Annotated in this window: 14 protein-coding genes; 6 read left to right on the plus strand and 8 right to left on the minus strand. The window is 38.0% G+C overall.

Annotated elements, in window-relative coordinates; all coding sequences use genetic code 11:
- The first annotated feature begins 37 nt into the window (after positions 1–37).
- Both ACEW8U_RS13560 and ACEW8U_RS13565 read left to right on the plus strand, forming a co-directional pair.
- Positions 38–1,288, plus strand: a complete 1,251-nt coding sequence (locus tag ACEW8U_RS13560) for a DUF349 domain-containing protein (protein ID WP_373522591.1) — start codon at positions 38–40, stop codon at positions 1,286–1,288.
- A 77-nt stretch (positions 1,289–1,365) separates the two neighbouring features.
- Positions 1,366–1,587 carry a DUF2795 domain-containing protein gene (locus tag ACEW8U_RS13565; protein WP_226390688.1) on the plus strand — a complete coding sequence of 74 codons (222 nt, stop codon included), beginning with the start codon at positions 1,366–1,368 and terminating at the stop codon, positions 1,585–1,587.
- Between the two features lie 25 nt (positions 1,588–1,612).
- On the opposite strand, the gene ACEW8U_RS13570 is transcribed toward ACEW8U_RS13565, so the two are convergent.
- The 5 genes from ACEW8U_RS13570 to queA form a co-directional block, all read right to left on the minus strand.
- Positions 1,613–2,347: a LytR/AlgR family response regulator transcription factor gene (locus ACEW8U_RS13570; protein ID WP_373522592.1), complete on the minus strand. Its 735-nt coding sequence runs from the start codon at positions 2,345–2,347 to the stop codon at positions 1,613–1,615.
- Positions 2,322–3,335: a sensor histidine kinase gene (locus ACEW8U_RS13575; RefSeq protein ID WP_373522593.1), complete on the minus strand. Its 1,014-nt coding sequence runs from the start codon at positions 3,333–3,335 to the stop codon at positions 2,322–2,324. Before ACEW8U_RS13575 ends, ACEW8U_RS13570 begins: the two co-directional genes overlap by 26 nt.
- A gap of 60 nt (positions 3,336–3,395) precedes the next feature.
- Complete coding sequence (locus ACEW8U_RS13580; RefSeq protein ID WP_373522594.1) at positions 3,396–4,193, minus strand: LiaI-LiaF-like domain-containing protein; 798 nt, start codon at positions 4,191–4,193, stop codon at positions 3,396–3,398.
- Positions 4,194–4,325: 132 nt separating this feature from the next.
- Positions 4,326–5,006: a 2-C-methyl-D-erythritol 4-phosphate cytidylyltransferase gene (locus ACEW8U_RS13585; protein ID WP_373522595.1), complete on the minus strand. Its 681-nt coding sequence runs from the start codon at positions 5,004–5,006 to the stop codon at positions 4,326–4,328.
- A gap of 107 nt (positions 5,007–5,113) precedes the next feature.
- Positions 5,114–6,163, minus strand: coding sequence for a tRNA preQ1(34) S-adenosylmethionine ribosyltransferase-isomerase QueA (queA, locus tag ACEW8U_RS13590; protein WP_373522596.1), 1,050 nt, complete (start codon positions 6,161–6,163; stop codon positions 5,114–5,116).
- A gap of 122 nt (positions 6,164–6,285) precedes the next feature.
- Here queA and ACEW8U_RS13595 point away from each other — a divergent pair, with 122 nt between their 5' ends.
- Positions 6,286–7,530 carry an ABC transporter permease gene (locus tag ACEW8U_RS13595; protein WP_373522597.1) on the plus strand — a complete coding sequence of 415 codons (1,245 nt, stop codon included), beginning with the start codon at positions 6,286–6,288 and terminating at the stop codon, positions 7,528–7,530.
- A gap of 45 nt (positions 7,531–7,575) precedes the next feature.
- On the opposite strand, the gene recA is transcribed toward ACEW8U_RS13595, so the two are convergent.
- Positions 7,576–8,625 carry a recombinase RecA gene (recA, locus tag ACEW8U_RS13600; protein WP_373522598.1) on the minus strand — a complete coding sequence of 350 codons (1,050 nt, stop codon included), beginning with the start codon at positions 8,623–8,625 and terminating at the stop codon, positions 7,576–7,578.
- Between the two features lie 177 nt (positions 8,626–8,802).
- On the opposite strand from recA, the gene ACEW8U_RS13605 reads away from it, so the two are divergent.
- The 3 genes from ACEW8U_RS13605 to ACEW8U_RS13615 all read left to right on the plus strand — a co-directional run bounded on the left by ACEW8U_RS13605 (position 8,803) and on the right by ACEW8U_RS13615 (position 11,509).
- Entirely contained in the window at positions 8,803–9,591 is a 789-nt protein-coding gene (locus ACEW8U_RS13605) for a DUF3108 domain-containing protein (protein ID WP_373522599.1), read from the plus strand.
- Positions 9,592–9,741: 150 nt separating this feature from the next.
- Positions 9,742–10,431, plus strand: coding sequence for a response regulator transcription factor (locus tag ACEW8U_RS13610; RefSeq protein ID WP_373522600.1), 690 nt, complete (start codon positions 9,742–9,744; stop codon positions 10,429–10,431).
- 4 nt (positions 10,432–10,435) lie between these two features.
- Positions 10,436–11,509 carry a sensor histidine kinase gene (locus ACEW8U_RS13615; RefSeq protein ID WP_373522601.1) on the plus strand — a complete coding sequence of 358 codons (1,074 nt, stop codon included), beginning with the start codon at positions 10,436–10,438 and terminating at the stop codon, positions 11,507–11,509.
- Here ACEW8U_RS13615 and ACEW8U_RS13620 read toward each other — a convergent pair.
- Positions 11,486–11,869, minus strand: coding sequence for a DUF3037 domain-containing protein (locus ACEW8U_RS13620; RefSeq protein ID WP_373522602.1), 384 nt, complete (start codon positions 11,867–11,869; stop codon positions 11,486–11,488). The genes ACEW8U_RS13615 and ACEW8U_RS13620 overlap by 24 nt on opposite strands.
- A partial coding sequence (locus ACEW8U_RS13625) for a HipA family kinase (protein WP_373522603.1) occupies positions 11,847–12,317 on the minus strand: 471 nt, incomplete at its 5' end. The genes ACEW8U_RS13625 and ACEW8U_RS13620, both read right to left, overlap by 23 nt.

Raw genomic sequence — 12,317 nt, forward strand, 5'->3', positions numbered from 1 at the left:
TAAAGGGGACTACCACACACCAACCTATTAAATCGAAATGGAGCATCCATACGGGTACATTAAAGATAACAAGGTTTATCTCAAGGGATTTTTGAATCAGCCTGATAGGGTGATTGGAGAAGTAAAAGAAGACGAATCGTCCACCCTCAAATATTTTGAGGACAGATTTTCAACGCTCATTGAAAAAATTGAAGCGTTAAAAAAAGATATTGAAGAAAATCAGAACAAGGGGTCATTCCTGATGAAATTGATACACCTCAAAGATTCTTTATTGGAATATGATGCTTTGGGAGATTTTGTCCCTTTGATTGAGGACTTGGAAAAAGTACAGGTTTTTCTTGAGGAAATCATTCAGAAGAACAGGGAAAGAAACCTCGAAATCAAGCGAGGTTTAATCTTGGAAGCTGAAGCCCTCATGAATGATACAGATTGGAAAAATACAGCAGAAGAATTCAAAAACCTCAAAATGCGATGGATCAAAACAGGTCCTGTGGAAAAAGAATTTGAGGAGGAAATGGAATCAACCTTTAACAAGACAGTAGATACTTTTTTTGAAAATAGAAAAAACTTCTTTGAGGGACTAGCGCTAGCAGCGGAGGAAAACATCAAAATCTACGAACAACTCGTCATACAGGCGAGGGAAGCATTTGACAACCCTGATGCAAAAAAAGCTTTTGAGATTTCGAAAAGAATTCAAAAAGAATGGAAGGCTGCCGGAAAAGTGCCTGCTGAAAAAAGGCAGCCTTTGTGGGACGAGTTTTCAAAATTGAACAATAGAATCTTCAGTAGGTTCAGGAGGACAATGGAATCAGGTCCTCAGATGAAGCCTTGGGAACTGCTTAAGAAAATGGAAAGTATGACCGAGGAAATGAAAAAATTGGCCAAAGCTGAAACAAATCCCGATGTCATCTCGTCTGCCAAGAGACTCCAAGTTGAATGGAAGAAACTTCCCCAAAGAAAACCAAAAGAAGCAAACCTGATCAATAGGTCATTTATGTTTTTTTCGGAGGTGGTTTTTGAAAAATTATTCTTGGAGAGATTGGCTAATTCCAAATATTCTGATTTCGCTAAAAAAGATATAACTGACCAGAAAAAAATCAAATCTTCCATTCTCAAAGACCTGATTTACAGAGATGAAAGTGAATTGAACACTGTAAAGGAGAATTCAGAAAACTTTAGAACTAATGAACCGGATTTTGAAATAATGCTGAGAAGAAAAATCGGCGCTTTCAAAAGAAAAGTAGATGTGAAAACCCACATCTTGAAAGAACTTTCAAATAAATATTAGGTTAATAATTGAAAAATTAAAACAATTTCTATTTTTGCAAGCCGTAAGGACGAAAAACAAAAATTAAATCTGAAACTATGTATTGGACATTAGAATTAGCATCCTATTTAGAGGATGCGCCATGGCCTGCAACCAAAGACGAATTGATCGATTACGGCATACGTTCGGGTGCTCCTCTAGAAGTTGTGGAAAACCTCCAAGAGTTAGAGGATGATGGGGAGCCTTACGAAAATATTGAGGAAATCTGGCCTGATTACCCTACAAAAGACGACTTCTTCTTTAATGAAGACGAATATTAATCAAAGCCCTTTTATGGGCTTTTTTTTATATCCCAAGTACTGACCTTAGTTTGGGCAAGCCTGATTTACTTACAGGTATTTGCTCACCTCCTCGTAATTTGATGATATACCCATCTTTTTCGTAGGGTTCCAATTTATGGATTTCATTGATTTTCACAATGTAAGATCGGTGAACCCTTACAAATAGTAGTGGATCAAAAGTTTTCTCAAAAAATGAAAGGGTTTTATTTTTCAGAAATTTCCCTTCCGCAGTGTGAATGTTTACATAATCATCATTAGCTTCTAAATATTTGATGTCCTTAACAGGGATGATTTTAATTTCATTTTTTACCTTGAGCACAACCCTATTGGCGGTTTCTGAATTAATGGTGTTCCCATCCTTGATCAGATCAGTTATTTCTGCATAATTTCCTAATTGTAAAAATTTCTCTATCGCTTTTGCAAACCGGGATTTAGAAAATGGCTTCAGAAGATAATCAACTGCATGTGCATCAAAAGCTTTCATCGCATAATCATCAAATGCTGTTGTAAAAATAACAGCAGGTGGCTGATCTAATAATTCCAAGAGTTCGAAACCATTGAGTTTAGGCATCTGTACATCCAAAAAAATCAAGTCGGGTTTCATCTCATGAATGGCTTTCAGCCCTTCAAACCCATTATGACATATCCCTAGAGTTTCAAACTGGGGATAGTCTCTCAAATATTCACTTACCAGTTCGGTTGCAAGTGGTTCGTCATCTATGATCAATACCTTCACCATAAAGCTGTGGGATTTTTAGATCTACTATAAATATATTTCCAGATAGTTCGGTTGCCAACAAATCATTCCTCCCAAAAAGTAAATATAACCTTCTTTTGACAACCTCTAAACCAAATCCTGCCCCCTTTGTAGGCGCTGATTCAGGATCAAATGGATTGGTAATTGTGATTTTCAGATACTGGCCATCTTTAAAAAAATTCATTGTGATAAATACATTTCCCGTCATACCATACAATCCATGTTTAATCGCATTTTCCAATAAAGGCTGTACAAGCAATTGAGGGATTTTCATGTCCAAAGAGTCGCTTTCTACTTGAATATCTACTTTTAATCTATGTCCAAATCGTATTTTTTCGATATCCAGAAACAGATTCAAATATTCTTTTTCCTCAGAAATACTGACCCATTTCTGATCATCTTTTTTGATAGTCCCTCGTAAAAATTCTGCTAAGTTCAGCACCATTTCCCTGGCCTTTTCCGGTTGGCTTTTGATCAGGGCATTGATCGAATTGAGACTGTTAAATAGAAAATGGGGCTTCAATTGTTGTTTGAGATGATATAGTTCGGCCTCTTTAGCCATCTCTTGGACTTTTTCCTGTCTTTCTTTTGACTTTATTTGATCCTCAATTTGACCATTAAACACCAACAAAATTGACCAAAAAAGAAACATTACAAACAAAAAAGTACCTTTTATTGGCAGCACATATCTGACGAATTCAAGATATTCATATTGGTTACTTATCAAAAACTTGAGCAAATACTCAGATAACATGACTCCAATTAATACAAAAATCACAGGAAGAACCACAACAAGCCACCACTGAGATTTTTGGGGAATATAAAACCGGAAGATGTTTTCCAACAAGACAAATCCCAAAAGCAAAACAACAGAATGAACCGTAACATCCAATAGGGCCAAACTCCATTCAAAACCATAAGAATTGATCAAATAGGTCATGGCCACTATCCATATGAGGACAGTAGCCATGACTTTTAGCCAACCTAAATTTTGAATTGATATCAGTTTTTTGATCACAATTAGTTTATTTTAGAAAGACTTGATTTCCAATCCTCCGAAAATTACCGATCCGTAAATTTTCAAGACTTTCGTAGGGTCGGCAGGTACTTGGCTGTAAGTTCTTTTGTCTTCCACTCCTGCAAAAACATTGGAAACATTGATCTGTAGTTCCCAATGAGATGGTACTATCAACTTCACACCTCCAAAAGCCACTTCTACATTCAACATAGCACCTTGTGCAAGATCTGCCTGAGAAAGGTCAATCTCAGTGCCTCCGAAAATCGCAGATGTTTTCCCTCCTTTAAAGTTCTTTGATAAGATTCTTCTCTCAATTCCAGTGAACAAAGCCTGTGCATTGACCAAATCACTTGAATCTGTAAAAGCATAATTTTTCTTGTAGGTTTTTTTATACTCCTGTTTGTTTTCATCAGAGCTTGTTCCTAAAAGATCATCTTCTTTTAGTCCTAGAGATCCGAAAAAATCTTCATTGAAACGGTTTCTATCACTATTCCTTTTTGCTATCAGGTATAGGCCTAGTATTATTAATCCACCTGGAATCAAATAGGGACGAAGTTCAAAAGGGAAACCGAAATTCCTTTGGATCAACCAAAACCCGCCAAAAAGAATCATAAACACACCGAATCCGGTCTGAAACTTATTTTTGACCAAAATAACAATACCGACAGCTATCAAAATCATCGGCCATGTGGTAAACCACACCGGTAGCCAAAAACCGAGTGCTTTTAATAATAATACAGATCCTATGATCAAAATGATAATCCCTGCTGTGATATCGCTGTTTCCTTGTGAATATTTGTGCTTTGCCATTTTTTTATGATTTAAGTTTTATAAATGCTTTGATGCTGTCAAAACTATCACATAAGCTAAAAGATATGACTTTGAATTAGGCTATACCTACCAAAAACTCGGTGAATCCACCGTATCTGTCGGTGAATAGCGTTACTTATTTCTTTGCTGGAAAAGGTATGAGGCATATTCCATATCCTCAGGTGTGGTGATTTTGATATTTTCCGGATTCCCTGAGATCAAATATACTTGCCAACCCTGATGTTCATACACAGTGGCATCATCAGTGAAATGATACAGTTCCGATGTTTCAAAAGCTTTTTTAATTTTTGAAACCTGAAAAGTCTGTGGGGTCTGCACCAAACGGAAATACTGCCTCTCCTGAAAAAATGACCTGCCATCATCTGTCAACTTTCTAATGGAATCCTTCAATGCAACGACCGCAATGGCTGAACCCATTTCTTCCGCCTTCTCAAAGCTCTCTAAAATCACTTTTGGTTGTACAAAAGGTCTGACACCATCATGGATTGCTACTAAACCTCCATTACCAGGAATGGCATCCAATCCATTTTTCACAGACTGAAATCGGCTTTTCCCTCCGGCTACAAGCCTGTGGGGTACAAGAAATCCGAATTTAAGGCAAAGTTCACTCCAAAGTGAAAAATCAGATTCCGGGATTACCAAAATCAGTTTAATAGAAGAATCAGTCTCGTGAAATACTGATAAGGTCTGCATTAATATGGGCTGACCTCCTACTTCAAGATATTGCTTGGGGATGGCCGCACCCATCCTTGTACCACTCCCACCGGCAACAATTATAGCGTATTTTTTCATTTTCTGATGTATTACACAAAAATGATAGAATAAATTATATTGAATATCAACTCAAGATGAAAAAAATATGAAGAATAAAAAAAGGCTCTTTCGAGCCCTTTATGTTTTTAGAGAATCAACATGGCATCCCCATATGAGAAGAACCTGTATTTTTCTTTAATCGCTTCCTGATATGCCTTCATGATGAGATCATATCCACCAAAAGCAGATGTGGTCATCAAAAGGGTAGATTCCGGCAGGTGAAAATTGGTGATGAGTGTATTGGCAATTTTGAACTCATAGGGAGGAATAATAAACTTGTCCGTCCAACCACTGCTTTCCTTCAATCTTCCATTGGCAGTTACAGAAGATTCAATGGTCTTTAGAGAAGTGGTACCCACAGATACAACCCTTTTCTTATTATCCAATGCCTTGTTCACAAGTTCAACTGTTTTTTCCGGAATGTCATAATTCTCCGAATCCATTTTATGCTTGGTCAAGTCTTCAACATCTACCTGTCTAAAAGTACCCAAGCCTACATGCAAGGTAATTGGGGAAATATCAATTCCTTTAAGTTCCAATCTTTTCAACAAATGCGGGGTAAAATGCAATCCTGCTGTTGGCGCAGCTACTGCACCGACATGTTTTGCGAAAATGGTCTGATACCTTTCTCTATCCTCAGCCTCAACTTTTCTGTCAATAAACTCTTTCAGGATAGGTGTCTCACCTAGTGTGTCTATGGTCTTGTAAAATTCCTCGTCTGTACCATCAAATAAAAACCTGATCGTCCTTCCTCTTGAAGTAGTGTTGTCAATTACTTCTGCAACAAGGTCACTGTCGCCAAAATAAAGTTTGTTACCAACCCTGATTTTTCTGGCAGGATCTACCAATACATCCCAAAGCCTGAGATCTTGATTTAATTCCCTCAAAAGGAAAACTTCAATCTTTGCTCCGGTTTTTTCTTTATTTCCATATAGCCTCGCTGGAAACACCTTTGTATTGTTCATTACAAAAACATCTCCCTCTTCAAAGTATTCTATGATATCTTTGAAGAGTCGGTGTTCGATTTGGCCGGTTTTTCTGTGAAGAACCATCAAACGGGATTCGTCTCTGTTGGCTGCTGGGTATAGGGAAATTAATTTTTTGGGGACGTCGAATTTAAAGTCTGATAACTTCATATGGTATGAATAGGATATACTTTTTATTGTTGTTCAAATAGTATTTAAAAACCGCAAAGTTAAAAATAAAAATCCCGAAATCTACTTATATTGCCAATTAGTTTTAAAACAACATATTAGTCGTGGTATTTATCAAATTAGTCTGGGAAAGTATACGGTTTGCAATGCAGGCACTTAAGTCCAACCTCACACGGACAATTTTGTCTCTATTAGGAGTAACTGTAGGTATTTTTGCTATCATAGCTGTTTTTACATTGGTGGATTCTCTTGAAAAAAACATAAAATCCAGTTTTACCTTTCTGGGAAGCAATGTAGTCAATGTCAGTAGATTTCAATGGGTCGGAGGACCTGATTATCCTTGGTGGAAATATTTTAGAAGGCCATATAACACCTATTCGGAATTTGTATTTCTAAAAGACAAACTGAAAAATGCAGAGGCAATCTCATTTTCAGCTTCTGCAAATACAATAGTACAGGCAGGAAGCAATTCTTATAAAGGAACAAATCTGACAGGAGTCACCTATACATATCAAGATGTGTATGATTTACCGCTACAATCAGGTAGGTTTTTTACAGAATCTGAAATCAACGCTTCCCGAAATGTCACGCTCATAGGGACCAAAATTGCAAATACCTTATTCCCCGGAAAAGATCCATTGGGTAAGGAAATGAAAATTAAAGGTGGAAAGTTTGTTGTAATTGGGATTTTTGAAGAAGAAGGAGAAGGCCTATTTGATGTTGCATCCAAAGATGAAGCGTGCATGATTCCATTTGGAAGCTTTACCAAACTTTTTTATGTGGGTAAAAACGGCATTGAACCAGATATTGCGGTCAAAGGGTTTGAGAATGACATTGGACTTGTTGCTTTGGAAAATGAACTGATCGGAGCACTAAGGGCAAAAAGAGGATTAAAGCCCACACAAGAGGATAATTTTTCACTCAACAAATCTGAATTCATCATGAACACCATCGGTTCGGTATTTGATGTTATTAGTGCTGCTGGATGGGTTATAGGAGGTTTCTCGATTTTAGTTGGAGGTTTTGGGATCGCCAATATCATGTTTGTTTCAGTAAAGGAAAGGACCAGTATAATTGGGATTCAAAAATCGCTAGGCGCAAAAAATTATTTCATTCTGTTCCAGTTTTTGTTCGAAGCTGTATTTCTTAGCTTAATTGGAGGTCTGACCGGAATTCTTATTGTCTATTCCCTCACATTTATTCAATTGGGTTCTTTGGAACTGGCACTATCATTTAAGAACATTATGTTGGGATTGGGTATTTCTTCTATCATTGGAGTGGTATCAGGTATTGTGCCCGCAACATTGGCAGCAAGACTTGACCCAGTAGAAGCCATCAGAGCGACATAAAAAAAGACCGGCCCTTAGAGCCGGTCTTTTTGTATCAAGTCAGTATTATTCTTCGATTGCTTTTCCTTTTTCTGATGCTTTTCCTTTTTCCGCCTTTTTCCCAAGTCCAGCCCTTTCTTTTATCTTAATTTCAAGTTCTTCCATCAGTTCTGGATTGTCCAGCAAAAGAGTCTTTACAGCATCCCTACCCTGTCCAAGTTTATTTCCCTCATAGGAAAACCAAGATCCGGCTTTTTTGATGATTTCAAATTCCACCCCAATATCAATGATCTCACCTACTTTTGAGATCCCCTGTCCATACATGATATCAAATTCAACTACTTTAAATGGAGGTGCTACTTTATTTTTAACAACCTTGACTTTGGTCCTGTTACCAAGAATATTGTCCGCACCTTCTTTAATCTGGCCTATTCGGCGGATATCGAGTCTTACAGATGCATAAAATTTGAGCGCATTACCACCTGTGGTAGTCTCAGGACTTCCGAACATCACTCCGATTTTGTCTCTCAACTGATTGATAAAAATACAGGAGCATCCTGTCTTATTGATTGCACCAGTCAGTTTTCTCAAGGCCTGTGACATCAACCTTGCCTGAAGGCCCATTTTGCTATCTCCCATTTCCCCTTCCAGTTCGCCTTTGGGAACAAGGGCCGCCACAGAATCAATGACTATAATATCTATAGCACCTGACCTAATCAAATGTTCTGCAATTTCAAGCGCTTGTTCTCCATTATCCGGTTGGGAAATCAAAAGATTCTCAATGTCTATACCCAACTTCTCAGCGTAATTTTTATCAAAAGCATGTTCTGCATCTATAAATGCAGCCAACCCTCCAGCTTTCTGGGCTTCAGCAATACAATGCATGGACAGGGTTGTTTTTCCTGATGATTCAGGGCCATAAATCTCAATTACTCTTCCTCTTGGTATACCGCCAATACCCAATGCCATATCCAACCCCAATGATCCAGTTGAAATAGCGGGAATATCCTGTACGGTATTGTCACTTAATTTCATTACGGTACCTTTACCGTAGGTCTTTTCCAACTTGTCAATGGTAAGTTGTAGGGCTTTGAGTTTTTCTGTGTTCACGCTCATATTTATATGTTAACTATTCTTTGATTTGATAATTTAAAATTAATGATAGATAATTGGAGACCCAACTCTTCCAAAAAGGATTACGTATTACTTTCGGGCACCCAAAATCAGGCTTCTTCAATATATTGCTAATATTGGTATAAGAATTGAAAAGCTTACAGTTGAAAACATAAATTAATGAAAAAACATCTTAAAAAGTCAGTAGTTGTCACATTTTTTTTTCTACTTGGACTTGCAGGAGCATTTGCACAGAAAAACATGGCTTTTCAAGGTGGGGAGGAGTTGACCTTTAAGGTCAGCTATATGTTTTTTGATGCTGCTGAGGCCAAGATGGTAGTCAATTCAGAAATATCTTCAATCAATAGTCGCCCTACCTACAAAATTGATGTTTTTGGTCAGACTCTCGGTGTTTTCAAACTTTTTAAAGTCAATGACAATTGGGGAAGTTATCTAGATACGGCCAAAATGATCCCACATCAATCATACAGACATATTGAAGAAGGCAGGTACCGGAAACATGAAAGGGTGATTTTTGACCACAATAAAAAAAATGCACATGTCAGACTTTATGACCACGAAAACAAAAATCTGGTAGAAACCAAGGACTACAACGTACCATCCAATGTTCAGGATATTGTCAGCGGATTCTATTTATTAAGGACTATGGACCTGAAAAAATTGAAAAAAGGTGAAATCGTTACACTGACTGGATTTTTCGACAAGGAAATTTATAACTTAAAATTAATATACGGTGGCAAAGAATCTGTCAGTACCAATATTGGAACTTTTGATACATTTGTATTTTCCCCTATAATGCCAAAAAATAAATTATTCAGGGGTGAAAGGCCTGTGACAGTTTGGATTTCTGATGATAAAAATAAGATTCCCCTAAAAATAAAAGCAAAGCTGATGGTCGGTTCCCTTGATATGGAAATCATGGAGGTATCAGGTCTGCGTAATAATTAATTTACCTTGGGTTAATATTTAATTAACATTAGCTCCCCCAATAAAAATTTAATGTTGTTTTTGATGGCATCACTTCAACAAATACCTATTTATGTAAGGTCTTTTTTTAACTTAGCATCACATTAGCGCAACCAAACTCGCTATATCTAAATGAGTGATAAACAAAAAGTGAAGGTACTTGTCGTTGACGATGAGCCTGACATTGTAGAAATCCTGACCTATAACCTCAAAAAAGAGGGTTATGAGGTAGAAACTGCCGAAGATGGCATTAAGGCTGTAAAGATCGCCGGCAAATTCCAACCGGATGTCATATTGCTTGACATCATGATGCCCCATCAAGATGGTGTGGAGACCTGTCGGCAAATGCGCGAGATTCCAGAGCTTAAAAATACTTTTATTATTTTCCTTACTGCCAGGTCAGAAGAGTACTCGGAAGTGGCTGCTTTCGATGTGGGTGCTGATGATTACATCACCAAACCCATCAAACCTCGAGCTCTGATGAGCAGGATTGCGGCACTATTTAGAAGGGAATCAAAAAAGGAACAGGAATTCACTCAAATCAAGATCAAAGACTTAACTATAGATAGGACAAGCTATACTATCGACAAAGCCGGTAAAACTATTACACTTCCCAAAAAAGAATTCGAATTGTTGTATTTTCTGGCCAAAAACCCTAATATGGTTTTCAGTAGAGATGATCTTTTGCAGAATATCTGGGGGGCTGATGTATTTGTACTGGCAAGGACTGTGGATGTACATATCAGAAAAGTAAGGGAAAAGATTGGCGAAGATTATATAACTACTGTAAAGGGAGTAGGTTATAAATTCGAATTGAATTGATCATATGCTGACCACATCGAGGGGAATTTCTTTGGTTTTGGCATTGGCTATTTCTGCCCTGACGGTATTGTTTTTACTGCTTTTGGATGATGCCACCCCTACCCTTTTGGTAGTAGCGGGTGGTATTTCATTTTCAGTTTCTTATATTTTGATGAATGTGACCTTGGAGTTTCTGATTTTCAATGAAATCAGCAATATCTACGGGGTGCTTGAAAAGATCCAGAAAAAGGACTATTCCAACATTCCCGACAAGTCGGACAAGCTATCCATTTCTCCTCTCAGGAAAATCAATCGGACCATCAACTCCTATGCACAGGCCAAAAACAAAGAAATTGAGGCACTTCAAAAAAATGCAGAATTCAGGAAGGAGTTTATAGCAGACATATCCCACGAACTCAAAACACCGATTTTTGCTGCACAGGGATATATACATACCCTTTTGGATGGAGCAGTCGAAGATAAATCGGTAAGGTTGAAGTTTTTGAAACGTGCCGCAAAGAGCCTCAATGCCCTCGACAAATTGGTTCAGGACATGTTGACCTTAAACCAAATGGAAAGCGGAGTGGTCAAATTCCATTTTGAGTCTTTTGATGTAAAAGAAGTCGTGCATGAAGTCATTGAAGAACTGGAGCACAAGGCATCCAAAAGGGATATGTTGATCCGCTTTTACTATGACAAAGAAAAAACCTACAGGACTTTTGCAGATAAGGAGAAAATCTTCAGGGTTTGCCAAAACCTGATTTCAAATTCCATCAAATACAATAATGATGGCGGAGAAATAGATGTAACCCTCAAGGCCCATAAAAACCAAATTACCGTTGAAGTAAAAGACAATGGTAAAGGTATCCCTCCGGAAGACCTGAAAAGAATCTTTGAAAGGTTCTACAGGGTGGATAAAAGCAGGAACAGGGAAATGGGAGGAACAGGTCTGGGACTTGCCATCGTCAAGCATATTCTCGAAGGTCACAAAAGCAAAATATCTGTCAGCAGTATTCTGGGGAAAGGTTCTGTATTCAGTTTTGAGTTGCCATTGGAGAAAGAAGATGTGTTAGCATCAAACAACAAACTTATCAAATAAATCATCAGTTACCTGCTTCAGATCATAAGCAAAACCTACATGGGGCCTAGATGTCTGAATCATAGAACTCCTCTGGGCAGTCAACCATCTAAATCGGGAAGCTGCATCGAGTAAACTTATCGGGCTTCCATTTGGCTCACCGCTACAGACTTGCCTGAATGAAAGCAAATATGCATCATGCAAAGTCAGGTCGGCCTCTTTATCCAATGCTAAAACCTTATCCTTATTTAAGGAAAACTTACAGTAAAGCTCATTGGTTTTTTTGCAACAGACCATTACACCCACATTGACAAACTCTTCTCTTTCCACCCTGGGCACAGCACGGATGACAGCATATTCATATAAGTGTTTCCCTTGCATCTTTTGCTCCTTTCACAAATACCTCTGAATTTTCTAAGCGCATTGTCAAAAACTTTTCATAGACCAATCTGCCATCTTCAGCCTCTTCCACATCCCTGGATGCAAGAATCCATTCCTCAGGTATCAGTTGTACTATTGTTCTGATCAAATCCTGATTTAGTTTGGATTTGAACTCTTGATCGGCATCATCCAATCGGGTTGCTTGTGGCAAAAGCACATGGTCTTTGATCATGAGAAATGGGCTTATAGCATGCTTTTCCCAATTGTCCCATGAATGATGAAATAGAAAAGATGCCCCATGGTCAATCAACCAAAGTTCCCTGTTCCAAATCAAAAGATTTGTATTTCTATAGGTCCTATCCACATTGGTGATAAAAGCATCCAACCATACAATTTTGGAAGCAAGAAGTTCATCAATCTTTCCCGCTCCCGGGTCGAAAGTCAAAGC

It is taken from the genome of Aquiflexum sp., assembly GCF_041751335.1.
Classification (GTDB): Bacteria; Bacteroidota; Bacteroidia; order Cytophagales; family Cyclobacteriaceae; genus Aquiflexum.

Coding starts and splice junctions, on each gene's coding strand:
- ACEW8U_RS13560 (WP_373522591.1), top strand. CDS start 38: ATGGAGCATCCATACGGGTACATTAAAGATAACAAGGTTTATCTCAAG.
- ACEW8U_RS13565 (WP_226390688.1), top strand. CDS start 1,366: ATGTATTGGACATTAGAATTAGCATCCTATTTAGAGGATGCGCCATGG.
- ACEW8U_RS13570 (WP_373522592.1), bottom strand. CDS start 2,347: ATGGTGAAGGTATTGATCATAGATGACGAACCACTTGCAACCGAACTG.
- ACEW8U_RS13575 (WP_373522593.1), bottom strand. CDS start 3,335: ATGGCTACTGTCCTCATATGGATAGTGGCCATGACCTATTTGATCAAT.
- ACEW8U_RS13580 (WP_373522594.1), bottom strand. CDS start 4,193: ATGGCAAAGCACAAATATTCACAAGGAAACAGCGATATCACAGCAGGG.
- ACEW8U_RS13585 (WP_373522595.1), bottom strand. CDS start 5,006: ATGAAAAAATACGCTATAATTGTTGCCGGTGGGAGTGGTACAAGGATG.
- queA (WP_373522596.1), bottom strand. CDS start 6,163: ATGAAGTTATCAGACTTTAAATTCGACGTCCCCAAAAAATTAATTTCC.
- recA (WP_373522598.1), bottom strand. CDS start 8,625: ATGAGCGTGAACACAGAAAAACTCAAAGCCCTACAACTTACCATTGAC.
- ACEW8U_RS13605 (WP_373522599.1), top strand. CDS start 8,803: ATGAAAAAACATCTTAAAAAGTCAGTAGTTGTCACATTTTTTTTTCTA.
- ACEW8U_RS13610 (WP_373522600.1), top strand. CDS start 9,742: ATGAGTGATAAACAAAAAGTGAAGGTACTTGTCGTTGACGATGAGCCT.
- ACEW8U_RS13615 (WP_373522601.1), top strand. CDS start 10,436: ATGCTGACCACATCGAGGGGAATTTCTTTGGTTTTGGCATTGGCTATT.
- ACEW8U_RS13620 (WP_373522602.1), bottom strand. CDS start 11,869: ATGCAAGGGAAACACTTATATGAATATGCTGTCATCCGTGCTGTGCCC.